Genomic DNA, 22,790 nt, shown 5'->3' with positions numbered 1-22,790 from the left:
AACGGGTCCAAGACAAACTCAACAGCCGACCCCGACCCACCCTGAATCTCGACACTCCAGCCCAACGCCTAGCCGCCCTCCTCGACCAAGCCGCGTAGCCGCATTGCACTAACCACTTGACTTTGAGGCCGCCTTCGCCTGCACAAGTTCAGTCTCGGCAGAGGATCGTCAGGCGCTGACCCTGCGGCCGTTGCGCTTTCGGCCGTTCGGTGCCGGCCGCGGCACATCGAGTGCCTCGGCGAGGAAGTGCCCGGTGTAGCTGTCGGGGTTGCGCGCAACGTCCTCCGGGGTGCCGGTCGCGACGACCGTGCCCCCGCCTGCGCCACCTTCCGGACCCATGTCGACGATCCAGTCGCTGGTCTTGATGACGTCGAGGTTGTGCTCGATGACGATCACCGTGTTGCCCTTGTCGACCAGGCCGTTGATCACCTTGAGCAGCTTGCGGATGTCCTCGAAGTGCAGGCCGGTGGTCGGCTCGTCGAGGATGTAGAGGGTCCGGCCCGTCGAGCGCTTCTGCAGTTCGGAGGCCAGCTTCACGCGTTGCGCCTCGCCGCCCGACAGCGTCGGCGCCGGCTGCCCGAGCCGCACGTACCCCAGGCCGACGTCGACGAGCGTCTTGAGGTAGCGATGGATCGAGGTGATCGGCGCGAAGAACTCCGCGGCCTCCTCGATCGACATGTCCAAGACTTCGGCGATGGTCTTGCCCTTGTAGTGCACCTCGAGCGTTTCCCGGTTGTAGCGGGCGCCCTGGCACACCTCGCACGGGACGTATACGTCGGGCAGGAAGTTCATCTCGATCTTGATGGTGCCGTCGCCCGAACACGCCTCGCAGCGACCGCCTTTGACGTTGAACGAGAACCGGCCCGGCTGGTAACCACGCACCTTGGCCTCGGTGGTGGCGGCGAACAGCGTGCGGATCTTGTCGAACACCCCGGTGTACGTGGCCGGATTCGACCGCGGCGTGCGGCCGATCGGCGACTGGTCGACGCGCACCAGCTTGTCGAGCTTGTCCAGCCCCGTCACCCGCGTGTGCCGGCCGGGCACCTGGCGGGCGCCGTTGAGCTTGTTGGCCATCACCGCCGCCAGGATGTCGTTCACCAGCGTCGATTTACCCGAACCCGACACCCCGGTGACCGACGTCAGCACGCCCAGCGGGAACGTCACGTCGATCTCGTGGAGGTTGTGCTCGCGCGCGCCGACGACCGTCACCTGGCGCTTCTTGTCGACGGGCCGACGGATCGGCGGGACCTCGATCTCCTCTTTACCCGAAAGATAAGCGCCGGTAAGCGATTCCGGGTTCTTCAGTAGTTCCTCGTATGGACCGCTGTGCACGATCTGCCCGCCGTGCTCGCCGGCGGCCGGGCCGATGTCGACCACCCAGTCGGCGTGGGCGATGGTGTCGAGGTCGTGCTCGACGACGATCAGGGTGTTGCCCAGATCTCGCAGCCGCACCAGTGTGTCGATCAGCCTGCGGTTGTCGCGCTGGTGCAGCCCGATCGACGGTTCGTCGAGCACGTAGAGCACCCCGACCAGACCCGAGCCGATCTGCGTGGCCAGCCGGATCCGTTGTGCCTCACCGCCGGAGAGCGTGGCGGCGGCCCGCGACAGCGACAGGTAGTCCAGGCCCACATCGAGCAGGAAGCCCAGCCGCGACTGGATCTCCTTGAGCACCTGACCGGCGATCGCCTGCTCGCGTGATCCGAGGGTGAGTGCGTTGAGGAACTCCGAGCATTCGGCGATCGACAATTCGGCGACCTCGGCGATCGACTTCGCGCCGAACTCCCCCGCCGTCAACGTCACGGCCAGGATCTCGGGCTTCAGGCGGGTGCCCTCGCACTCCGGGCACGGCACGTCGCGCATGAAGCCCTCGTAGCGCTCCTTCATCTGCTCGGAGTCGGTCTGCTCCATGCGGCGCTGGAGGAACGCCATCACGCCTTCGAAATCGGCGTAGTAGGACCGGGTTCGGCCGTAGCGGTTCTTGTACCGCACGTGCACCTGCTCGTCGCAGCCCTCGAGAATCGCCCTGCGCGCCTTGGCGGGCAGCTTCTTCCATGGGGTGTCGACGTCGAAGCCGAGCTGATCGCCCAGGCCCGACAGCATCCGGGTGAAGTAGTCCGCGGTCTGCCCCATCGACCACGGCGCGATCGCGCCCTCGGCCAGCGTGAGGTCGGGGTCGGGGATAACGAGTTCGGGGTCGACCTCCTTGCGGATGCCCAGGCCCAGGCACTCGGGACAGGCCCCGTAGGGCGAGTTGAACGAGAACGAGCGCGGCTCGAGATCGTCGACGGCCAACGGGTGGCCGTTGGGGCAGGCCAGCCTCTCCGAGAAGCGCTGCTCGCGGTGCGGGTGGTCGTCCTCGCGGTCGACGAACTCGAGCACCACGATGCCGTCGGCGAGGTTCAGCGCCGTCTCGATCGAGTCCGTGAGCCGCTGCTTGGCGGTGGCCTTCACGGTCAGCCGGTCGACGACCACCTCGATGTCGTGCTTCTCCTGCTTCTTGAGCTTCGGCGGGTCGGTCAGTGGATGCACGACGCCGTCGACCCGGACGCGGCTGTAGCCCTGGGTGTTCAGCTTGTCGAACAGGTCGACGAACTCGCCCTTGCGGGTCCGCACCACCGGGGCGAGCACCTGGAAGCGCAGGCCCTCGTCCATCGCGAGCACCTGGTCGACGATCTGCTGTGGGGTCTGGCGGGCGATGCGCTGCCCGCACACCGGGCAGTGCGGGGTGCCTGCGCGGGCATACAGCAGACGCAGGTAGTCGTAGACCTCGGTGATGGTGCCCACCGTCGACCGCGGGTTGCGGTTGGTCGATTTCTGGTCGATGGACACCGCGGGCGACAGGCCCTCGATGAAGTCGACGTCGGGCTTGTCCATCTGGCCGAGGAACTGGCGGGCGTAGGCGGACAGCGACTCGACGTAGCGGCGTTGCCCCTCGGCGAAGATCGTGTCGAACGCCAGCGATGACTTGCCCGACCCCGACAGGCCCGTGAAGACGATCAGCGCGTCACGGGGCAGATCAAGATCAACGCTTCGCAGGTTGTGCTCGCGCGCACCCTTGACGACAAGGCGGTCAGCCACGCCCACCCTCTTTCAACGCTCGAGTCCTCCCACAGACACAGTTCAGGCCCATGCTATGTGCCCCTACCGACAACCCCCGGCCAAGCCGGATACCGTGAGCCTATGACCGTCGTCGACGACAACTACACCGGCCACGTCGAGCCAGGAGCAGCGGCTCGGCGCACCCTCCCGAGCGCGTCCATCGTGAAGGTTTCGGTGGGCCCGATGGACAACAACGCCTACCTGGTCACGTGTTCCCGGACCGGTGAGACGCTACTCATCGACGCCGCCAACGACGCCGAGGTCCTGCTCGAGCTCATCGGACGGTATGCACCGAAGCTGTCGTTGATCGTCACCAGCCACCAGCACTGGGATCACGTGCAGGCGCTGGAGCGGGTCGCCGAGGCAACCGGTGCGCCCACCGCCGCCCATCGGCTCGACGCGGAGGCGCTGCCGGTCAAGCCGGACCGGACCCTCGCCCACGGCGACACCGTCGAGATCGGCGAGCTGTCGTTCGACGTCATCCACCTGCAGGGCCACACCCCCGGTTCGGTGGCGCTCGCGTTGGGCGGGGCCGACCCGGAAACGGGAGCCACCCACCTGTTCACCGGTGACTGCCTGTTCCCCGGCGGTGTGGGCAAGACGTGGCAGGAAGGCGACTTCGAACGTCTGCTCGGCGACGTGACCAGCCGGGTGTTCGACGTCTACGGCGACTCGACGGTGGTCTACCCGGGCCACGGCGACGACACCACGCTCGGCACCGAGCGCCCGCACCTCGGCGAGTGGAAAGAACGCGGTTGGTAGACGCGCCGGTCGCGGTCGTCACCGGGGCAAGCCGGGGCGCCGGTCTCGGCATCGCGCGGGCGCTCGGCAGCCACGGGTGCACCGTCTACGTCACCGGACGCACCGAACGGGCGGGTCAGTCGCCGCTCCCGGGCACCGTTCACGAGACGGCCGAACTCGTCACAGCGGCGGGCGGTACCGGGATCGCGGTCGCCGTGAACCATTCCGACGACAACCAGACGAAGGCGCTGTTCGACCGGATCGGCCGCGAGCAGGGCCGGCTCGACATCCTGGTCAACAACGCGGCGACCATCCGTGACGAGATGATGGCGCGAAAACCGTTCTGGGAGAAGCCGATCAACATCGTCGACTTGCTCGACGTCGGCCTGCGCAGCGCCTACGTCGCCACGGTGCACGCGGCGCCGCTGATGGTTCGCCACCAGGGTGGCTTGGTGGTCTTCACGTCCGCGCCGGGGGCCGCACACTACGTCTTCGGACCCGCCTACGGCGTCCACAAGGCCGGCGTGGACAAGATGGCCGCGGACATGGCCGTCGATTTCCGCGACTACGGCGTCGCCGCGGTGTCGATCTGGATGGGCATCCTGCTCACCGAACGACTCAAGGGCATGGTGGCCGCGGCCCCGGACAAGTTCGGCGGCCTGGTGGAGATCGCCGAGACACCCGAGCTGACCGGCCACCTCGTCTGGGCGCTGTTCAACGATCCGGCGCGGATGGCCAAGAGCGGCCAGACGCTCATCGGCGCGGAGTTGGCGCTCGAGTACGGCATCACCGACGAGGGCGACCGCCAGCCGCCGTCGTACAGAGACCTTCACGGAATTCACCCGATCAAGCAGTTCGACCGGATCCTACGGTGATCGGCAGCGGCTGAATCCGCTCAGGAAGGCGCCGTCCACGCCACCGGCAATCGTTTGATGCCGTGGATGAACGCGGAGTGCAGGATCGCCGGTTCTTCGACCGAGACCACGTCGGGCACCTGCCGGTGCAACTCCTCGAACAGGACACGGATCTCCCGGCGGGCCAGGTTCGCACCCAGGCAGAAATGCGCGCCACCGCCGCCGTAACCGAAATGTGGATTGGGGTCGCGGGTGACGTCGAACAACCACGGATTGGCGAACTTCGATTCGTCGCGGTTGGCGGAGTTGTACCACATCGAGACCTTCGCTCCGGCTTTCATCGGGATGCCACGCATGTCGATGTCACGAGTCAGATTGCGCCGCATGAAGATAACGGGCGATGCCCACCGCACGATCTCCTCGACCGCGGTGGCGGCGACGCCGTCGAAGTCGTTCCACCAGATGTCACGCTGCTCGGGGTACCGGGTCAGCGCGACCATGCCGTGGCTGATGGCGTTGCGTGTGGTCTCGTTGCCCGCCGCCGAGAGCAGGATGAAGAACGACGCGATCTCGGTCGACGTCAGTCGCTCACCGTCGACCTCGGCCTGCACCAGATTGGTGGTGAGGTCGTGTTGGGGCCGGGCGCGACGTTCCTCGGCCAGTTCCATGCCGTACTGGGCGATCTCGGTGATCGTCGCGACCACTTCGTCGAACTGTCCGGACGCCTCGTCGTCCCCGACGCCGAGCATCACGTTCGTCCAGTGGAAGACCTTCTGCTCGTCCTGTTCGGGGATGCCCATCATGTCGCAGATGATCTGCAGCGGTAGGGGGCCCGAGACCTCGGCGACGAAGTCGGCGCGCGCGTCGGGATGGTTCGCGATCATGTCCGCCACCAGCGTGCGGGCTCGTTCGCGCACGCTGTCTTCGATGCGGGCCACCACTTTCGGGGTGAACGCGCGGTTGACGATCTTGCGCAGCCGGAGATGACGGGGGTCGTCCAGACTGATCATGGAGCCGACGAACTCGGCGATCTCGGCCGGCACATCGTTCAGCGCCGTGCTGGTCGGGATGGAGCTGAAGGTCTCCGGGTGACGGCTCGCGAAATGGACGTCGTCATGAGTCGTCAGTGCCCAATGTCCCGCCCCCGGCGCGAACCCGGCGACCTCGGGAACCTCGAAGAAGGTGATCGGCGACTCTCGGCGCAACGTCGCGAACGCCCCGTCGCGCAGGTCGTCGTCGCGCTCCCAGAACTCGACCGACCCGAGATCGATGTCGGCGAGTGGCACTTCCGGCGGTGGAACCCCGTTGTCGCGGCGCGCGATACTGACCGGATGCGTTGCTGACGTCATAATTGACCCTCCAGACAATTGCAGTCTCCCACTGGAGACCTGGCTTGAGCGAGCTTTCGGTGAGCCAGCTGACGATCGGCGGTCCGGGCCCCGCTAGATTTGCCTGTGAAGCAGAAAGGGCAGACATGAACAGCGAACAGCTCAAGAAGGCGCAGAGCGGCGCCGGGTTCATCGCCGCGCTCGACCAGAGCGGCGGCAGCACCCCGAAGGCGCTGAAGCTCTACGGCATCGCCGAGGACGCGTACTCCGGCGACGATCAGATGTTCGACCTGGTGCACGAGATGCGCACCCGCATCATCACCAGCCCGGCCTTCGACGGCGATCGCATCATGGGCGCGATCCTGTTCGAGATGACCATGGACCGCCAGGTCGAGGGCCGTCCGACCGCCGACTACCTGTGGAACGTCAAGAACATCGTGCCGTTCCTCAAGATCGACAAGGGGCTGGCCGAGGAGAAGGACGGCGCCCAGACGATGAAGCCGATGCCCGGCCTCGACGAGCTGTTGGACCGCGCGGTCGCCAACGGCGTCTTCGGCACCAAGGAGCGGTCGGTCATCAAGCTGCCCGGCGCCGGTGTGCAGGCGGTCGTCGACCAGCAGTTCGAGGTCGCCCAGCAGGTCCTCGCCAAGGGCCTGGTGCCGATCATCGAGCCCGAAGTCGACATCAAGAGCCCGAAGAAGGCCGAGGCCGAGGAGCAGCTCAAGGCGGCGCTGCTCGCGGGCCTGGACAAGCTCGGCGACGACCAGAAGGTCATGCTCAAGCTGACGCTGCCCGACACCGACAACCTCTACAAAGAACTCGTCGACCACCCGAAGGTGCTGCGGGTCGTGGCCCTCTCCGGTGGCTACAGCCGTGATGACGCCAACGAGAAGCTGTCGCGGAACACCGGCGTGATCGCGAGCTTCTCCCGAGCGCTGACCGAGGGCCTGACCGCTCAGCAGAGCGACGAGGAGTTCAACGCCACGCTGGATCAGGCGATCGCGAGCATCGCCAAGGCCTCGAGCACCTGATCTCGTGCGGGGCTACGCGTCGGCGCTGCTCGCCGGCGCGTTGCCCGCGCTCGCCTTTCCCGCGCCGTCATGGTGGTGGATCGCGTGGGTGGGCCTGGTCCCGCTGCTCGTCGTCGTTCGTGGCGCGCCGACGGCCGGGCAAGGTGCGGTGCGCGCGTGGCTGGCGATGGCGGCGTTCGTCGCCGTAACCCAGTACTGGTTGTGGCCGGTCACCGGTGTCCTCCTCCTCGTGCTCGCCGCCGCCATCGGCGCGTTGTGGCTGCCGTGGGGGTGGGCGGCGCATCGTCTGCTCGCCGGAGAGGTCACCGATCGCAGGCTTGTGACGGCGGTTGCGGTGCTGCCGTCCGTCTGGCTCGTCGCCGAAGCAGTGCGCTCATGGCATCAACTCGGTGGAGCGTGGGCGGTTCTCGGCGCGTCACAGTGGAACCAGCCGGCGACGTTGGCACCGGCCTCGCTGGGTGGTGTGTGGCTCGTCAGCTTCCTCGTGGTCGCGGTCAACACCGCCGTCGTCGGTGCAGCCCTGCTGCGCACGCCGCGGGCATTCGCGTTGCCTGTCGCCCTGCTGGCGCTCGGACCGGCGTGGTTCTGGCTGTCACCGGCGCCGGCGCCCGCCTCGACCATCCGGGTGGCGCTGGTTCAGCCGGGTGACATCGACGACGCGACGGCCCGACAGGCCGCGGGCGAGGCCCTGACCGACGAGCTGGCCGGGCAACGGCTGGACCTGGTGGTGTGGGGCGAGAGCAGCGTCGGGGTCGATCTCGCCGAGCGAAGGGATGTCGCTGTCCGGCTGGCGGAGCTGTCCCGGCACGTCGGCGCCGATCTGCTGGTCAACGTCGACGCCCGCGCCGCATCGGGTGGCATCTACAAGTCGGCGGTGCTGATCGGTCCCGACGGTGTACGCGGCTCATATGCCAAGACGCGGTTGGTGCCGTTCGGTGAGTACGTGCCCCTGCGCTCGCTGCTGACCCGGGCCACCTCGGGCACGGCCGCCGCCGGTGAGGACCGTCGCCGCGGCGACGGGCCGGTCGTGCTGCGCACCGATGACGTCGCGGTGGGACCGCTGATCAGCTTCGAGGCGTTGTTCTCGGACCTCCCCCGGCGCGAGGTCGAACTCGGTGCGGCACTGCTGGCCTACCAGAGCGCGACCTCGTCGTATCAGGGAAGCTGGGCGCAGCCGCAGTTGGCGAGCATGCCCCCCGTGCACGCCGTCGCGGTGGGCCACCCCGCCGTGCACGCCGGGTTGTCCGGGGTGAGCTCGGCGTTCGATGGACGCGGCCGGCGGCTGGCGTGGCTGCCCGCCGCCGAGCGCGGAGTCGTCGTGGTCGACGTCCCACTGGCCGCCAGCCTCACCGTCTACCAACGGTGGGGCGACTGGATGATCGGTGTCGCGCTGCTGGTGGCTACGGCGTGGTGTGCACGATCAGCACGTCGGTCTTGGACCGACGCGCGACGTTCGCGGGCACCGAGCCGAGCAGCCGGCCCGCGATGGTGGACAGGCCGACGTTGCCGACCACCAGAAGGTCGGCCTTGATCTCCTCGGCCAGTTCGACCAGGGCGTCGACGGGTGCACCGACGATGGCCTTCTCCTCGACGTTCTTGGCGCCGGCTTGGTGTGCTCGTTCCTTCGCCTCGCGCAGGATCGCGTAGATCGGCGCGTTGCCCGACATCTTGTAGCCCTCGTCCTTGAGCACATCGGCGGCTCGATGGTCCTCGGCCTGGGGGAAGTACGCCGTCGCGATGACCAGCTTGGCGTCCCCGGCGATCTGACCAGCCTTCTCCACCGCACGCAGCGACGAGTCCGATCCGTCCGTGCCAACCAAGACGGTCTGATAGGCGCTCATCCATGTCCTCCCAGTGTCGATTCCAACGCCACCGGTGAACAGTAGCCCTTCGAGTGGCGTTTGCCTGCTATTTCGTCGTACTTGGCAGGCAAGGTCACCCCGTGCCGTCCCGCGTGACCTCGCCTACACCGGCGCCCGGGAGCGGCGTCCGGCACGTCGGCGCGAACCGGTCGCGCACGGCAAACAACTTGTCGGAGAAGGCAAGTCGACTCCGCGGTGCCCAATCAACTGTCGTCGGCGCTAATTTACGGCACTGCAGCGGCGATCTCGCGAGGCGTCGCCGACGCGGTACGCGTGATCCGGCCTGATCCGGGGTAATCGCAGTGCATGCCCTCACAGCCGGCGCATACCGCTGCGGAGTTCGTCCCTGACGCCCGCCACATCGACGAACTCGCCGAGGCCGCCACCGGGTGCAAGGGCTGCGACCTCTACCTCGACGCCACGCAGACCGTGTTCGGCGCCGGCTCAGCGACGGCCGAGATGATGCTCGTCGGCGAACAGCCCGGGGACCAGGAGGACCGGGCGGGAGCGCCGTTCGTCGGACCTGCCGGCAAGCTGCTGGACAAGGCCCTGGTGCAGGCCGGGATCGAGCGGGAACGGGTGTATGTGACCAACGCGGTCAAGCACTTCAAGTTCACGTTGCCCGAACGGGGCAAGCGCCGCATCCACAAGACGCCGGGCCGGACCGAGGTGGTGGCGTGCCGACCCTGGCTGCTCGCCGAACTGGACGCGGTGAAGCCCGACGTGCTGGTGCTGATGGGCGCCACTGCGGCTCAGTCGTTGATGGGCAGCACCTTTCGGCTCACCGCGCATCGCGGCGATGCGCTGCGGCTACCTGCCGTCGACGAGATCACCGAGCTGAGCCTCGATCCCGCGGTCGTGGTCAGCGCGCACCCGTCCTCAGTGCTGCGCGGTCCGCCGCAGGACCGGCAGAAGGCGTTCGACGCCTTGGTGTCCGATCTGCGGTTCGCGGCGGGGCTCACGCAGCGCTAGCGGTCGAGACTCGCGCTCCGTCTTGGCTTTCGGTCAGCAGACGGCCGGCGGCACCCACATCGATACGGCGGGCGGCACCCATGCACATGCGCCGCCGTACTGTGGCCCATTCCAGTAGCGCGGTTCGTCCCAGCGGCGCCAGCCACGGTCGTCCCAGTCATCCCAGTCCTTGTCGAGCTTCCAGCTCATACCCGGTGTGCTGGGTAGCGGTTGCTCGGCGTTGGCAACACCTGCACCTACACCCAGTGCGGTGAATCCCAACGCTCCGACGAGCGCCGCCTGCGCTCCGATCTTCTTCACAGTCACGACCAAACCCCTACTGATGCAGCAAATTTACCCACTCCGACCCGGTTCGATTTTATCCCTACGGACGTTGCGCCGACCATGGGCGGCGCGGCCTGGTGTCGTCGGCCGATGCTCAGCAAAGGCGAGTGCGCGTGCTTCTTCGATGCGCTGAATAGCGCTGTACCACAGCGTGATTGACGGTTGGAGATTTGCCTGCCGGGACACCACCCTCGGCCCTGGACGGTCCCTGCAAAGCAGTTGTGAGCCCGACGACGCTGTCTACCAGCGATCGCGCTCTGGTGCCGGAACCTCCGGCGCGGGCGCGGCGTCGTCGTCTGGTGCGCGTTCGGCCGACCAAGCCGTGCCCTCGCAAACGAGATCCGACGGCATCGGCAGGTTGGTCGGCAGAAGTGGCAGACCAGGCACCGCATCGGCGATCGGCGCCACCGGCACGGGCACCGGCGGGGCGGCCACAGGCGCAGGAACGGGCGCGACGGGCGCGGGCGCCACCGCGGCAGCGTCGATGAGCGGGGCGGCCTCGACCGGTGGCGGTGGTGGGGCTGGCGGCGGTGCCGCTTCGACGGGCGGGGCTGCGGGAGCGGGCGGTGGCGCTGCGGGTGGCGGAGCTGGCGGCGCAGCCTCGATCGGCGGTGCCGCGGGCGGCAGAGGTGGTGGCGCGGCTTCGATCGGGGGTGCCGCGGGCGGCGGTGGCGGGGGTGGCGGGGCGGCTTCGACCGGCGGCGGTGCCGCCGCGGGAACAGCGGGCGGCAGGGCACCTGCGGCGTCGGTGATCGGCGCCGCGGCTGGTGCAGCGGCCGCGGGCAGTGGCGGCGCCGGCGGGACCACGACGGGAACCGGCGGAACGGGTGGGACGGCGGCGGCCAGCGGGGCGGCTGCCATGGGCACCGGCGGCGCCGGCGGGGGGACGACGCCCGCCGCGTCGACAAGCGGTGCGGCCGCGGGCGCGGCAGCCGGAACCGGGGGCGGCGCCACGGGCGGCGGCGCGACGGGCGGTGCGGCGGCGGCCGTCAATCCCTGCACCAGACTGTCGAGCGGGACCGGGGGCAGCGACGCGGCCGGTGCGGGTGCGAGGTTGTTGACCGCAGACGCGGCCGTCTCGAGTGACTCAGGGATGCTCGGCGGTGCCGCGGCGAAGTTCTGGATCATGTCCAGGCACGGGACACCCGGGCTTGGCTCCGCCGAGCCTATCGCGCTCAAGCCGAGGGCGGGCCACACCAGCACCGCGCCCGCCATGGCCGTCAGCGCCAGATGATGCGGGATGCGCGACAGGGAGTATCCAGAATCCTGGCACGGCGCGGTCACTGACAAATCGTCCGCGTGTTACGAACGTTACTCAAGTGATCGTGGGAGACGGTTACCGAACCGATGCGAAGCGGTGGCGTCGCGGTGACCGATGGCCGAAAACCCTTGCGCCGCAGTGTGCTTTGCTAGCAAATACTCGTGAGCGCCGGCGAAGGGGCGTCAGCCCCGGTCCGCGGTCAGCCCCGGTCCGATCCAGCGATGCAGATATGCGCGCAGTTCGCTTCCCGACCGGGACGGGTCCGAGGGCGCCACGACCATCGACTGAATCATCCGTAGCAGAACTCGGTCAACATGGCGCGGCTGAACATGTTCGAGCGGTCGTTCGCCAACAGCAGGATCAACTGCGGTTCGTGCGGAAGCCGTTCGATGATGTAGGCGACCACCTCGACCTTCCGAGCGCGACTTCGGCGACTGCCGTGAACAATTCGTCCGTGCCGGCGAAGTACCGGTAGACGATCCCACGGGTGATGGCGAGCGCGACGGCGATGTCGGACACGGTGGTCTGGGCCGCTGGCATCGGTGCCCATGACGAGTGTGTTCGTCTTCGCCACGCTCGGTCCGGTCGTCGTCATCACCCTGCTCGTCATACTGCTCGTGCGCGGCCGGCCGCCACGTCGCGGGTGCACCTTGGCTTGGCGCACGGTGCTCGCCGGCGCGCTGGTCCCGGTCGGACTTGCCGTCCTGAGCATGCCCACGTCGCTGTTCGGCGGACGGAGCCAGAACACCACCCCGTGCTGTTGCGGCAGTGGCGGCAGTCCCCCACCAATCCGGTGGCCACCCCGCCCAATGGGTTGGTCCGCGTGGTGGACCCGCTGTACCTGATCGTTCTGGGGGTGCTGTGGATCGGCGCGCTCGGCGACTATTTCACGGCCACGGACGGGATGACGGTCGACGAAACGCCGACGGGAAGCCGTCTGTACGCGGCGGCCTGCTTCGTCCTTGGCGCCTCCGCCGTCTACAGCGTCAGTCGCGGACCGAACAGCGCACGCTATCGCACGGTCGGAACCCCTACGGCCTCAACGCCTCGCGGCCAGCCCGCCGGCGAGTCCTCCCACGTCTCCTGTCGGCCGTACGGCGTCAGGTCGAGGAAGGGGTAGCCCGGGGACGAGTGGTCCAGGCCCCGCGCATAGGCCGAATACGTGTGGAACACCTTGTCGCCGCGGCGCAGGAACACGCTCGCCCCCGGCCAGTCACCGCGCAGGTCGTCATCCGTCCACCCGTCGGCGTGTAGTTCGTCGAGCGACTTGTAGTTGTACTCGACGGGCGCGCGGGCGGGGTCGAGCGTGACGTGCAAGTCGTAGGTGAAGTCGTTGTCGCGCGACGAGTACCACGGAAACGTCCAGCCGTGCTTGTCCCGGTAGCGCGCGATGCTTGCGTACGGCGCCCGCGAGACGGCGGCGAACGTCACGCCCTTGGCCGCCAGCAGCGCGCGGTCCCCCTCGGTGAACGTCAGCTGTGCCGCCGCGGTGCAGCTCGGACAGCCCTCGTCGGTCGCGTCGACCCACATGAAGTGGTGGACGTACAGCTGCGGTCGGCCCTCGAACATGTCGATCAGCCGGGCCTCGCCCGTGGGTCCCTCGAACACGTAGTCCTTGTCGACCCGGACCATCGGCAGGCGACGTCGCTCGGCGTTGACGGCGTCGCGCAGATGCGTCACTTCCCGTTCGCGGGCCAGCAGCTTCGTGCGGGCTGCCAGCCACTCCTCGCGGGTGGCGACGTCGGGGTAGGCGGTCGAGGTCATCGCAATCACTCCTTGGCGGTCGGAACGGGTTCTCATAGATGGAGACCTCGCGGCGTGCCGAAACTGATCGCGGGCGAGGGCGACGGTTTACTTGTCCGCATGGAGCTCTGGCTGGCCGCGGATCCGCCGTTCTTCGGTGGGCCGGGGCAAGGCACTCGCCAGATCGTCGAGCTGTTCGTCGCGTTCGGGCTGACGGCGCTCATCGGCCTGGAACGCGAGATCCAGGGCAAAAGCGCGGGGTTGCGGACCCAGACCATCGTCGGTACGGCGGCCGCCCTCATCCTGTTGGTGAGCAAGTACGGGTTCACGGATGTGCTGCAGGACAACCTGGTAGTCGTCGACCCGTCCCGCGTGGCGGCCCAAATCGTCTCGGGGATCGGCTTTCTCGGTGCGGGCATCATCATTTTCCGGCGCGGCTCGGTGCACGGCCTGACCACCGCGGCGGCGGTCTGGGAGTCCGCCGCGATCGGTATGGCGGCGGGCGCGGGACTGCTGTTGCTCGCGGTCACTGTCACGGCCATGCATTTCCTGATCGTCCTGGGCTTCATGCCGGTCGCGCGGCAGTTGACCGCGCGGCTGAGCGGATCGATCCGCATGCACATCACTTACACCGAAGGCACCGGGGTGATGAGTCAGTTGCTGCTGGCGTGCGAGCGACGACAGTGGCAGCTCACCGACCTGGCGGCGGACTCGCCGGGCGAACCGTTCGGTGCAGGCCCCGGCCAGTCCGGGGTGATGCTGACCCTCGCGGGCCGCGGAATACTGACCGCACCGGCCGCGCTGGCCGCGATCGACGGCGTCACGTCGATCCGCCAACTCGACGAGGACGCCGACCCCGACTAACGCGCCTCCCCGTAGCGCGGGCCGAACGCTTCCGCGGGAAACAGCTTGGCGGACAGCACCGCGTCACGGATCGCTTTCGCGACGGCCGCGACCTCCTGCGCGTCGTCGTCGGACACTTTCGACCACGGCGCGTACCCGAGGTCGTCGGTGAGGTCCTCGACCCGTGAGCGCACCTGCGCGCCGGACTCGGTCAACGTGCCGTCGGCGCCGATCAGGCCGCGCGATCGCAGGCTTTCGAGGCCGTCGGCCCACTGCTCGTCGCTCCAGCCGCGCAGCGCGCGGGCGAACTGCTCGGAGAACCCGATACCGGCGATGGTGTGGCTGATCAGCGCCTGGAGCCCGTTGAGATCGTTGGCGATCAGCGCCGCGGTGTGCCCGTCACCGCGATACTCCCGCAGCAGCGTGACCGCGTGCCACAACCGGCCCGGTGTCGTCTCCGGCCACGGCAGCCCGGCATGACCGGCATACAGCGGGCGTCCGTCGCCGTTGGGAATCGACTCGGCGGCACGCCGCAGAACCTCCGTCGCCCGGGCCAGTTCCGGCGACCGCGCCAGCTCGGCACCCAGGATCCGCGGCACGACCTCCTCGACGATCTCGTACCGCAACGCCGTGACCTCATGCGGCGATGCCAATGTCCACGCGTGTGGGATCGACCTCGACACCAGGTCCGGGTTGAAGTTATAAAACGTCGCCGCCACCACCTCGGCCGTGACCGCTCCCATCGGCGCGGAGCGCACCGCGAAATACGGTGTCAAACCGTGCATTCCGAGTGCACCGAAACGCTCGGCGGCGTCCGGTACGAAGTAGGACAGCGAATGCAGTGAGTCGATGCTGCGGGTCAGTCGGCCCGCGCCGTATGCGTCCATCCGACTGACCCTACGCCGCGCGCGACCGGCGCCCGCTTCGCGTGGACGCCACCAAGCCGAGCGCGGCCACGGTCGCGAACACGGCGAACAACCACCGTGCGGGCGTCGCGGTTCCGGTCTCGGTCATGTTCACGACCACCCCGGCCAGTCCAGCGCCGAACGCGCCGCACATCAGTTGGACGGTGTTGATCGCGGCGGCCGCCGCGGGGCCCTCTGCGGGGTCGTCGACCCGGCTCATCGCCCATGCGGACAGATGGGGCCAGGCGATGCCCACGCCGGTGCCGGTGATGAGTAGGGCGAGCGCCCACGCCGTGATCAGGACCGCGGAGCCGTCGTCGTGGAGCGTGAGTACGGTCAGTCCCAGCCCGGCGGCCATCACCGCGGGTGCGACGGCGACGGTCCGTCCGATCGCCCGATCGTTGCTCATCGATGCGCTGCCGATCTCGCCGACCGTCCATCCGATGGCCAGACCCGCCGCCAGGAACCCGGCCGCTACGGGGGTCAGTCCCGCCAACCGCTGACCGAACAGCGGTACGTACATGTCGGCCATGGTGGCCGCCATCAACACACCCAGCGACAGGTATATCCACTTCAACGGGCCCGGCCCGAAAGTGCTGGGCGGCAACACCGCGGCGGGCAGCCGCCGGTCGACGACCAGGAAGACCGCCACCAGCAGTGCGCCGAGGACCAGCGTCGTCGCGGTGGCCCACGCCTGGCGCGGCACGCCCGCCACGCTGACCGCCAGCGCCGCCGAGCCCAAGAGCACCAGCGACCACACCGGGATCGGCACCCTGGGTATGTCGACGTCGGCGTCCCTGCGTGCGGGTAACGCGATGGGGACGAGCGCGGCGACCGCAGTCGTCAAGATCACCAGCATGCCGAACGCCCAACGCCACGAGGCGAATTGGGCGAAGAGCCCGCCCGCGGCCGGGCCGACCAGGGTGCCGACTCCCCACATCGCCGACACCAATGCCGACGCCTTCGTCCACAACCAGTTGGGCAAGGCGGTGTTGATCACCGCGTAGCCCAGCCCGGCCACCAGTCCGCCGCCGAGGCCCTGCACCGTGCGGCCCACCAGCAAGACCTCCATGGACGGCGCCGCGGTGCACATCACGCTGCCCATCGCGAATACGCTGAGCGCGAACAGATATGACAAGCGTGGACCCAACCGCATCAACGTCGAGTGCACGGTGGTCGCGGCGATCACCGATGCCACCAGATACACGGTGGTCACCCAGGCGTAGAACCGCTGGCCGCCGATCTGGGCGACGGCGCTGGGCATCAGGCTGATCGTCAGGAACTCGTTCGTGGCGTACAACGCGACACCGCCGGCGAGCACGGTCGACGCGCCGAGGTTCCTCGGACCCAACAGCTCACGCCAGCTGCCCGTGCGAAGCGGCGCGGTTTCGGTCACGCGCTCACGCTACGAACTCAACCAAGGTTGAGGTCAAGCCTGGGGCGTGTTACTTCAGGCCGGCGGCGTCCATGCCGCGCAGTTCCTTCTTCAGGTCGGCGATCTCGTCGCGGATGCGGGCCGCCAGTTCGAACTGCAGGTCACGCGCCGCGGTCATCATCTGCTCGGTGAGATCCCTGATCAGGTCGGCCAGTTCGGCTCGGGGCATGTTCGACGTGTCGCGGCCCTCGATGATCCCGGCGCTGACCGCGCGTCCGGGCTCACCCTGCGCGCGACGACCACGCGACGCGTTGCGGCCCGAACCACCGACCTCCACATCGTCGGCCTCGCGGTACACCTGGTCGAGGATGTCGGCGATCTTCTTGCGCAACGGCTTCGGGTCGATGCCGTTGGCCTCGTTGTAGGCGATCTGCTTGGCGCGCCGGCGCTCGGTCTCGTCGATGGCCTCGCGCATCGAGTCGGTGATGTTGTCGGCGTACATGTGCACTTCGCCGGACACGTTGCGGGCCGCGCGGCCGATCGTCTGGATCAGGCTGCGGGTGGAGCGCAGGAAGCCTTCCTTGTCGGCGTCGAGGATCGCCACCAGCGACACCTCCGGCAGGTCGAGGCCCTCGCGCAGCAGGTTGATGCCGACCAGCACGTCGTACTCGCCGAGGCGCAACTGCCGGAGCAACTCGACGCGGCGCAGCGTGTCGACCTCGGAGTGCAGGTAGCGGACCCGGATCCCCATCTCGAGCAGGTAATCGGTGAGGTCTTCGGCCATCTTCTTGGTCAGCGTGGTGACCAGGACGCGCTCGTCGCGCTCCGTGCGCTTGCGGATCTCGCCGATCAGGTCGTCGATCTGCCCCTTGGTGGGCTTGACCACCACCTTCGGGTCGACCAGGCCCGTCGGGCGGATGACCTGTTCGACGAACTCGCCGCCGGACTGGCTCAGCTCGTAGGGCCCCGGAGTCGCCGACAGGTACACCGTCTGCCCGATCCGGTCCGCGAACTCCTCCCAGGTGAGCGGGCGGTTGTCGACAGCCGACGGTAGCCGGAAGCCGAAGTCGACCAGATTGCGCTTGCGGGACATGTCGCCCTCGTACATGCCGCCGATCTGCGGCACCGTCACGTGCGACTCGTCGATGACGAGCAGGAAGTCTTCGGGGAAGTAGTCCAGCAGCGTCGCGGGCGCCGATCCGGCCGGCCTGCCGTCGATGTGGCGCGAGTAGTTCTCGATCCCCGAGCAGAAGCCGACCTGGCGCATCATCTCGACGTCGTAGTTGGTCCGCATCCGCAGCCGCTGTGCCTCGAGCAGCTTGCCCTGACCCTCCAGCTCGGCCAGCCGCTCCTCGAGTTCCTGCTCGATGGTCGAGATCGCGTGGGCCATCCGCTCCGGTCCCGCGACATAGTGCGTCGCCGGGAAGATCCGCAGCGAGTCCACCTGGCGCACCACGTCGCCCGTCAGCGGGTGCAGGTAGTACAGCGCCTCGACCTCGTCGCCGAAGAACTCGATTCGGACGGCCAACTCCTCGTAGGACGGGATGATCTCGACGGTGTCCCCGCGCACCCGGAACGAACCACGGGTGAACGCCATGTCGTTGCGCGTGTACTGGACGTCGACGAGCAGTCGCAGCAGCGCGTCACGCGGAACCTCGTCGCCGACCTTGAGCTCGACGCTGCGGTCCAGGTACGACTGCGGCGTGCCCAGACCGTAGATGCACGACACCGACGCGACCACGACGACGTCCCGACGTGACAGCAGGCTCGATGTCGCGGAGTGCCGCAGCCGCTCGACGTCGTCGTTGATCGAGCTGTCCTTCTCGATGTAGGTGTCGGTCTGCGCGATGTACGCCTCGGGCTGGTAATAGTCGTAGTACGAGACGAAGTACTCAACGGAGTTGTGCGGCAACATCTCCCGTAACTCGTTGGCCATCTGGGCGGCGAGCGTCTTGTTGGGCTCCATCACCAGGGTGGGCCGCTGCACCCGCTCGATGAGCCACGCCGTGGTCGCCGACTTCCCCGTACCTGTGGCGCCCAGCAGCACCACGTCGTGCTCCCCCGCCCTGATGCGGCGCTCGAGGTCGTCGATCGCGGCGGGCTGATCGCCGGCGGGCGCGTACGGGCTGACCACCTCGAAGCGGCCGCCGGTGCGCACGACAGAGTCGACGGGGCGGTACTCCGAGTGCGCAAGCACGGGATGTTCGGTAGCGAAGGCCATAATTCACCAGGTTAAGCGTGCACACCGACAACTTCATTCCCCGCCGGTGCCGCGAACGCGCTAGCGTGACGGCATCCACGCTCCCAAGCACGAGACGTTCGACCTGAGCGCCCGCACCAACACCGATCCCAAGGGCATCGTGCGGGCCGTCGACACCTACTCCGAGCAGCCGTGGGGGCTCTACATGGCCCGCCCCACCCCCGGCCGCGCCCAGTTCCACTACATGGAGTCGTGGCTGCTGCCGTCGCTGCGGTTGCGCGCGACGGTGTTCCACTTCAATCCCGGCCACGAACGAGACCAGGACTACTACCTCGACGTCGGTCGCTACACCCCAGGGCGACCGGCCTGGCACTCCGAGGACCACTACCTCGATCTGGTGGTGCGCACCGGCGTCGGAGTGGAGGTCGCCGACATCGACGAGCTGCTCACGGCCGTCCGACACGGCCTGCTGACACCGGAAACGGGCGAGGAAGCGGTGCAGACGGCGGTGTCCGCGGTCGACGGACTGGCCCGGCACGACTACGACCTCGACCGCTGGCTGGCGGGCCACGAAATGGCGCTCACCTGGCGCGGCAAGGCCAGTGCGTCCGACGAGTGAGCCACCACCAGGGGGCAGCGCTTAGCCGTTGCTGCCGTTGCTGCCGTTTGCTGCCGTTTGCTGCCGGTGGTCCCGCCGTCTGCGCCGGTACCACGGTCGCCGTGGGCGCGTAACGGTAGACCGCCGGGCACCGATCTTGATTGTGATGGTAAGGACTGCGAATTTGCCCGGACAGACGCGAACGGTAGTCTTCGGTCACATGAGCCCCATCCTGCGCAGATCGACGGCTGCCGCGGCCGCTGCGGCAGTGTTGATGGGCTCGTCGGCGGCCGCATCGGCCCAGCCGAGCACCGAGCCTCCCCCGCCGCCCGCCGTCGAGCAGCCGGTTCTGCCCGAGCAGCCGGCCGCGGACGACGGGTTGGCGCACAACGTCATCTATCGCGCCCGCGCGGACGGGACGTCCCGCGGTGCGGTGGTGGCCTACAAGATCGACGACACGAACGTCAACAGCGAACAGCCCACCCTGCTGCCGGGGCGGACGTTCGAGGTCAACACGGTTCTCGACGATCCGAAGCTGGCCGGCATGGAAGTGTCGATCGACTGGCCGTACGGATCGAACCTGCACTGCGAGATCTTGGTCGACGACCAGATCGTCGCCCAGGCCGACCAGTTCATCGCACCGAGGCTGCTGCGCCCCAAAGACGACCCGCAGTACGGCACGTTGCAGTGCGGCGCCCCGTTGAACACCGACGCCGCGGCGCTTCCGCCCGTGGATCCGGCGGCCGCGCCGCCGGCGGATCCGGCAGCCCTCCCGCCCGCCTGACCGCTACGGCCGCCACCCCGTGGTGTCCGCCCACTCCCACGCGCGTCGATAGGCGTCGAGGAACCAGGGTTCCTTCGCGTCGGCGTAGGCGTCGGTTCTCGCATGCCCCTCCGCGACGACGCGGTGTTTCACCGCGAGGTAGTCGGCCTGCACCCCGGGATTCGCGCGCAGCCAGTCCACGAACAGCAACGCGAACTGCTGGCCGGGCCATCCGTGGACGCGCAGATGGACGTTGGTGGGTCGGCCGGGGTCGGCGGAGCAGTGAATCCGCTTGCGCCACAAGGAGTCGTTGTTCGTTTGGTCGAATTCGGCGACCGTGCTGCGCGCGTCCGGCTTCCCGACGTCGGCCGTGATCGGCCGGTGCACGTAGCCGGCGGCCGTCAGCGCCTCGCGGAGTTCGTCGGCGACCTCGAGCGACGCGACCGTCACCTGCACGTCGACCACGTCCTTGGCGTCCATCCCGGATACCGCCGTCGAACCGATGTGGTCGATGCGGAGCGCGCGGTGTCCGCACGCGGTGGTCAACCGCGCGACGATCCGACGCGCCTGATCCGGCCACGCGGGGTCGTACGGCACCAGCACGGGCTCGGCGTGAGCGGGCGTCCCGCTGTGCAGGTTGTGCGCGAAGGGCAGGATGCGCTCGTGCCACAGCGCGCGGGCCGCCTCCACCAACTCGCCCGCCGTGCCGGAATTGTCCAGCCACACGTCGGCGACGGCCCGGCGCTGGTCCTCGGTGGCCTGCGCGGCGATCCGGGCCCGCGCATCCTGCTCGCTGAAGCCGCGATGCTCGATCAGCCGCTTCACCCGCAGGTCCTCCTCGGCGTGCACGATCACCACCAGAGGGAACATCGGCGCCATGCCGGACTCGACCAGTAGCGGGATGTCCTCGACGATCACGGCGTCCTCCGCGGCAGCAGCGATCAGCTCCGAGCGGCGGTGCGCCACCAGCGGGTGCACGATGCCGTTGAGCGTTTGGCGCTTGTCCTCGTCGCTGAACGCGATCGCCGCCAACGCGGGCCGGTTCAGGGCGCCGTCTTCGGCCAGGATGCCCTCGCCGAATGTCTCGACGAGTCTGGCCAGGCCCTCGGTGCCCGGTTCGACGACCTCGCGGGCGATCACGTCACCGTCGACGACGATGCCGCCGAGTTCGCTGAACGTCGCGGACACCGTCGACTTCCCGGCGCCGATCCCGCCGGACAACCCAATGCGCAGCACCGCAACAGTGTGTCAGGGCCGCCGGACGACGAACGCCCCGACTCGTGCTGAGCCGGGGCGTCCGTCGATCGAACTGGTCAGGCGTTGCCTGCGAGCTTCTCCCGCAGCGCCGCGAGCTGGGCGTCGCTGGCGAGCGATCCGCCGGCGGACGGCTCGTCGCCACGTGACACACCGTTGGCCGACGAGGGAGCCGCTGCGGCTTCCGCCTCAGCTGCGGCGAATTTCTCCATCTGCGCGGTGTGCATCTTGTGCCGGCGCTCGGCCTCGGCGTAGCGGGACTCCCACTCCTCACGCTGCTTCTCGAAGCCCTCGAGCCATTCGTTGGTCTCGGAGTCGAAGCCCTCGGGGAAGATGTAGTTGCCCTGCTCGTCGTAGCTGTCGGCCATGCCGTACTTCGACGGGTCGAACTCCTCGGTGTAGTCCTCGTTGGCCTGCTTGAGGCTCAGCGAGATGCGGCGCCGCTCCAGGTCGATGTCGATGACCTTGACCATCGCGTCGTCGCCGACCTGCACCACCTGGTCCGGGACCTCGACGTGGCGCTCGGACAGCTCGGAGATGTGCACCAGGCCCTCGATGCCCTCCTCGACGCGGACGAACGCACCGAACGGCACCAGCTTGGTGACCTTGCCCGGGACGATCTGGCCGATCGCGTGGGTGCGGGCGAAGTGGCGCCACGGATCTTCCTGAGTTGCCTTGAGCGACAGCGAAACCCGCTCACGGTCCATGTCGACGTCGAGCACCTCGACGGTGACCTCGTCACCGACGTTGACCACCTCGGACGGATGGTCGATGTGCTTCCAGGACAGTTCGGAGACGTGCACCAGCCCGTCGACGCCGCCGAGATCGACGAACGCGCCGAAGTTGACGATCGAGGACACCACGCCCTTGCGGATGGCGCCCTTGGTGAGCTGGTTGAGGAACTCGCTGCGCACCTCGGACTGGGTCTGCTCGAGCCAGGCGCGGCGGGAGAGCACCACGTTGTTGCGGTTCTTGTCGAGCTCGATGATCTTGGCCTCGATCTCCTTGCCGATGTACGGCTGCAGATCGCGGACGCGACGCATCTCGACCAGTGACGCGGGCAGGAAGCCGCGCAGGCCGATGTCGAGGATCAGGCCGCCCTTGACGACCTCGATGACGGTGCCCTTGACGGCCTCGTCCTTTTCCTTGAGCTCTTCGATGGTGCCCCAGGCGCGCTCGTACTGCGCGCGCTTCTTGGACAGGATGAGGCGGCCTTCCTTGTCCTCCTTGGTGAGGACCAGAGCTTCGACCTCATCGCCCACGGAAACGACCTCGTTGGGGTCGACGTCGTGCTTGATGGACAGCTCACGGGAGGGAATGACGCCTTCGGTCTTGTAGCCGATGTCGAGCAGGACCTCGTCACGGTCAACCTTGACGATGGTTCCCTCGACGATGTCGCCATCGTTGAAGTATTTGATGGTCTTGTCGATGGCGGCGAGAAAGTCCTCGCTCGAGCCGATGTCGTTGACGGCTACTTGCGGCGAGGCGACGGAGGGACTTGGCATGTGGTGGGTTGCTCCGGACAGGTTTGGTCGTAGGGACTGGACGTGAATTTGTGGTGATACCGGCCGCGGACGACGAAAACCCGCAGACAGGTACCCGTCGAGGTTACTCGACTGTGCACATGCTGGACAAAC

General features: G+C 68.2%; 19 protein-coding genes and 1 pseudogene. 8 read left to right on the top strand and 12 right to left on the bottom strand.

Annotation, left to right across the window (positions count from 1 at the left end; all coding sequences use genetic code 11):
- Positions 1–168 precede the first annotated feature (168 nt).
- Positions 169–3,078 (bottom strand): excinuclease ABC subunit UvrA, encoded by a 2,910-nt coding sequence (gene uvrA, locus ABGB19_RS20495; protein WP_347687814.1) that lies wholly within the window; start codon positions 3,076–3,078, stop codon positions 169–171.
- 102 nt (positions 3,079–3,180) lie between these two features.
- Here uvrA and ABGB19_RS20490 point away from each other — a divergent pair, with 102 nt between their 5' ends.
- Complete coding sequence (locus ABGB19_RS20490; RefSeq protein ID WP_347687813.1) at positions 3,181–3,861, top strand: MBL fold metallo-hydrolase; 681 nt, start codon at positions 3,181–3,183, stop codon at positions 3,859–3,861.
- Complete coding sequence (locus ABGB19_RS20485) at positions 3,855–4,715, top strand: SDR family NAD(P)-dependent oxidoreductase (RefSeq protein WP_347687812.1); 861 nt, start codon at positions 3,855–3,857, stop codon at positions 4,713–4,715. Before ABGB19_RS20490 ends, ABGB19_RS20485 begins: the two co-directional genes overlap by 7 nt.
- Positions 4,716–4,735: 20 nt before the next feature.
- On the opposite strand, the gene ABGB19_RS20480 is transcribed toward ABGB19_RS20485, so the two are convergent.
- Complete coding sequence (locus ABGB19_RS20480) at positions 4,736–6,043, bottom strand: cytochrome P450 (protein ID WP_347687811.1); 1,308 nt, start codon at positions 6,041–6,043, stop codon at positions 4,736–4,738.
- 125 nt (positions 6,044–6,168) lie between these two features.
- On the opposite strand from ABGB19_RS20480, the gene ABGB19_RS20475 reads away from it, so the two are divergent.
- Together ABGB19_RS20475 and lnt are read left to right on the top strand one after the other, a co-directional pair.
- Positions 6,169–7,053, top strand: a complete 885-nt coding sequence (locus ABGB19_RS20475) for a fructose bisphosphate aldolase (RefSeq protein ID WP_347687810.1) — start codon at positions 6,169–6,171, stop codon at positions 7,051–7,053.
- A gap of 4 nt (positions 7,054–7,057) precedes the next feature.
- A pseudogene (gene lnt / locus ABGB19_RS20470) lies at positions 7,058–8,452 on the top strand (apolipoprotein N-acyltransferase); the annotation flags it as partial.
- A 1-nt stretch (position 8,453) separates the two neighbouring features.
- On the opposite strand, the gene ABGB19_RS20465 reads toward lnt, so the two are convergent.
- Entirely contained in the window at positions 8,454–8,894 is a 441-nt protein-coding gene (locus ABGB19_RS20465) for a universal stress protein (protein ID WP_347687809.1), read from the bottom strand.
- Between the two features lie 327 nt (positions 8,895–9,221).
- Here ABGB19_RS20465 and ABGB19_RS20460 point away from each other — a divergent pair, with 327 nt between their 5' ends.
- Entirely contained in the window at positions 9,222–9,887 is a 666-nt protein-coding gene (locus tag ABGB19_RS20460) for a UdgX family uracil-DNA binding protein (RefSeq protein ID WP_347687808.1), read from the top strand.
- Between the two features lie 33 nt (positions 9,888–9,920).
- Here ABGB19_RS20460 and ABGB19_RS20455 read toward each other — a convergent pair whose 3' ends face one another.
- The 4 genes from ABGB19_RS20455 to ABGB19_RS20440 all read right to left on the bottom strand — a co-directional run bounded on the left by ABGB19_RS20455 (position 9,921) and on the right by ABGB19_RS20440 (position 13,236).
- Complete coding sequence (locus ABGB19_RS20455) at positions 9,921–10,193, bottom strand: hypothetical protein (protein ID WP_347687807.1); 273 nt, start codon at positions 10,191–10,193, stop codon at positions 9,921–9,923.
- 258 nt (positions 10,194–10,451) lie between these two features.
- Entirely contained in the window at positions 10,452–11,495 is a 1,044-nt protein-coding gene (locus tag ABGB19_RS20450; RefSeq protein ID WP_347687806.1) for a hypothetical protein, read from the bottom strand.
- A gap of 337 nt (positions 11,496–11,832) precedes the next feature.
- Complete coding sequence (locus ABGB19_RS20445; RefSeq protein ID WP_347687805.1) at positions 11,833–12,012, bottom strand: TetR family transcriptional regulator; 180 nt, start codon at positions 12,010–12,012, stop codon at positions 11,833–11,835.
- A 471-nt stretch (positions 12,013–12,483) separates the two neighbouring features.
- Positions 12,484–13,236 (bottom strand): DUF899 domain-containing protein, encoded by a 753-nt coding sequence (locus tag ABGB19_RS20440; protein ID WP_347687804.1) that lies wholly within the window; start codon positions 13,234–13,236, stop codon positions 12,484–12,486.
- A 99-nt stretch (positions 13,237–13,335) separates the two neighbouring features.
- Between ABGB19_RS20440 and ABGB19_RS20435 the strand changes: the two genes are divergently transcribed.
- Positions 13,336–14,079: an MgtC/SapB family protein gene (locus ABGB19_RS20435; RefSeq protein WP_347687837.1), complete on the top strand. Its 744-nt coding sequence runs from the start codon at positions 13,336–13,338 to the stop codon at positions 14,077–14,079.
- On the opposite strand, the gene ABGB19_RS20430 is transcribed toward ABGB19_RS20435, so the two are convergent.
- The 3 genes from ABGB19_RS20430 to uvrB are packed head-to-tail and all read right to left on the bottom strand — an operon-like array spanning position 14,076 to position 18,559.
- Positions 14,076–14,945 (bottom strand): hypothetical protein, encoded by an 870-nt coding sequence (locus ABGB19_RS20430; protein ID WP_347687803.1) that lies wholly within the window; start codon positions 14,943–14,945, stop codon positions 14,076–14,078. The two genes, ABGB19_RS20435 and ABGB19_RS20430, sit on opposite strands and share 4 nt — an antisense overlap.
- Before the next feature lie 10 nt (positions 14,946–14,955).
- The gene (locus ABGB19_RS20425; RefSeq protein ID WP_347687802.1) at positions 14,956–16,359 is read right to left on the bottom strand and encodes an MFS transporter; all 1,404 of its coding nucleotides are present in this window, start codon (positions 16,357–16,359) and stop codon (positions 14,956–14,958) included.
- A 49-nt stretch (positions 16,360–16,408) separates the two neighbouring features.
- On the bottom strand, positions 16,409–18,559 hold the full coding sequence (uvrB, locus tag ABGB19_RS20420) for an excinuclease ABC subunit UvrB (protein WP_347687801.1): 2,151 nt from the start codon (positions 18,557–18,559) through the stop codon (positions 16,409–16,411).
- Between the two features lie 73 nt (positions 18,560–18,632).
- Here uvrB and ABGB19_RS20415 point away from each other — a divergent pair, with 73 nt between their 5' ends.
- Both ABGB19_RS20415 and ABGB19_RS20410 read left to right on the top strand, forming a co-directional pair.
- Positions 18,633–19,157 (top strand): DUF402 domain-containing protein, encoded by a 525-nt coding sequence (locus tag ABGB19_RS20415; RefSeq protein ID WP_347687836.1) that lies wholly within the window; start codon positions 18,633–18,635, stop codon positions 19,155–19,157.
- Between the two features lie 199 nt (positions 19,158–19,356).
- Positions 19,357–19,920: a hypothetical protein gene (locus ABGB19_RS20410; protein WP_347687800.1), complete on the top strand. Its 564-nt coding sequence runs from the start codon at positions 19,357–19,359 to the stop codon at positions 19,918–19,920.
- Positions 19,921–19,923: 3 nt separating this feature from the next.
- Here the strand turns inward: ABGB19_RS20410 and coaE are convergent, their stop codons facing one another.
- Together coaE and rpsA are read right to left on the bottom strand one after the other, a co-directional pair.
- The gene (coaE, locus tag ABGB19_RS20405) at positions 19,924–21,135 is read right to left on the bottom strand and encodes a dephospho-CoA kinase (RefSeq protein WP_347687799.1); all 1,212 of its coding nucleotides are present in this window, start codon (positions 21,133–21,135) and stop codon (positions 19,924–19,926) included.
- 77 nt (positions 21,136–21,212) lie between these two features.
- Positions 21,213–22,658, bottom strand: a complete 1,446-nt coding sequence (gene rpsA / locus ABGB19_RS20400; protein ID WP_347687798.1) for a 30S ribosomal protein S1 — start codon at positions 22,656–22,658, stop codon at positions 21,213–21,215.
- Positions 22,659–22,790: the final 132 nt, after the last annotated feature.

Source organism: Mycobacterium sp. B14F4 (assembly GCF_039871645.1).
Classification (GTDB): Bacteria; Actinomycetota; Actinomycetes; order Mycobacteriales; family Mycobacteriaceae; genus Mycobacterium.
This window is presented reverse-complemented; position numbering and strand designations above follow the sequence as displayed.

Excerpts from the sequence above, each read along its gene's own strand:
- ABGB19_RS20445 (WP_347687805.1), bottom strand. The coding sequence starts at position 12,012 with ATGCCAGCGGCCCAGACCACCGTGTCCGACATCGCCGTCGCGCTCGCC.
- ABGB19_RS20440 (WP_347687804.1), bottom strand. The coding sequence starts at position 13,236 with ATGACCTCGACCGCCTACCCCGACGTCGCCACCCGCGAGGAGTGGCTG.
- uvrB (WP_347687801.1), bottom strand. The coding sequence starts at position 18,559 with ATGGCCTTCGCTACCGAACATCCCGTGCTTGCGCACTCGGAGTACCGC.
- ABGB19_RS20490 (WP_347687813.1), top strand. The coding sequence starts at position 3,181 with ATGACCGTCGTCGACGACAACTACACCGGCCACGTCGAGCCAGGAGCA.
- ABGB19_RS20410 (WP_347687800.1), top strand. The coding sequence starts at position 19,357 with ATGAGCCCCATCCTGCGCAGATCGACGGCTGCCGCGGCCGCTGCGGCA.
- ABGB19_RS20430 (WP_347687803.1), bottom strand. The coding sequence starts at position 14,945 with ATGGACGCATACGGCGCGGGCCGACTGACCCGCAGCATCGACTCACTG.
- ABGB19_RS20465 (WP_347687809.1), bottom strand. The coding sequence starts at position 8,894 with ATGAGCGCCTATCAGACCGTCTTGGTTGGCACGGACGGATCGGACTCG.
- ABGB19_RS20460 (WP_347687808.1), top strand. The coding sequence starts at position 9,222 with ATGCCCTCACAGCCGGCGCATACCGCTGCGGAGTTCGTCCCTGACGCC.
- ABGB19_RS20435 (WP_347687837.1), top strand. The coding sequence starts at position 13,336 with ATGGAGCTCTGGCTGGCCGCGGATCCGCCGTTCTTCGGTGGGCCGGGG.
- rpsA (WP_347687798.1), bottom strand. The coding sequence starts at position 22,658 with ATGCCAAGTCCCTCCGTCGCCTCGCCGCAAGTAGCCGTCAACGACATC.
- ABGB19_RS20475 (WP_347687810.1), top strand. The coding sequence starts at position 6,169 with ATGAACAGCGAACAGCTCAAGAAGGCGCAGAGCGGCGCCGGGTTCATC.
- ABGB19_RS20480 (WP_347687811.1), bottom strand. The coding sequence starts at position 6,043 with ATGACGTCAGCAACGCATCCGGTCAGTATCGCGCGCCGCGACAACGGG.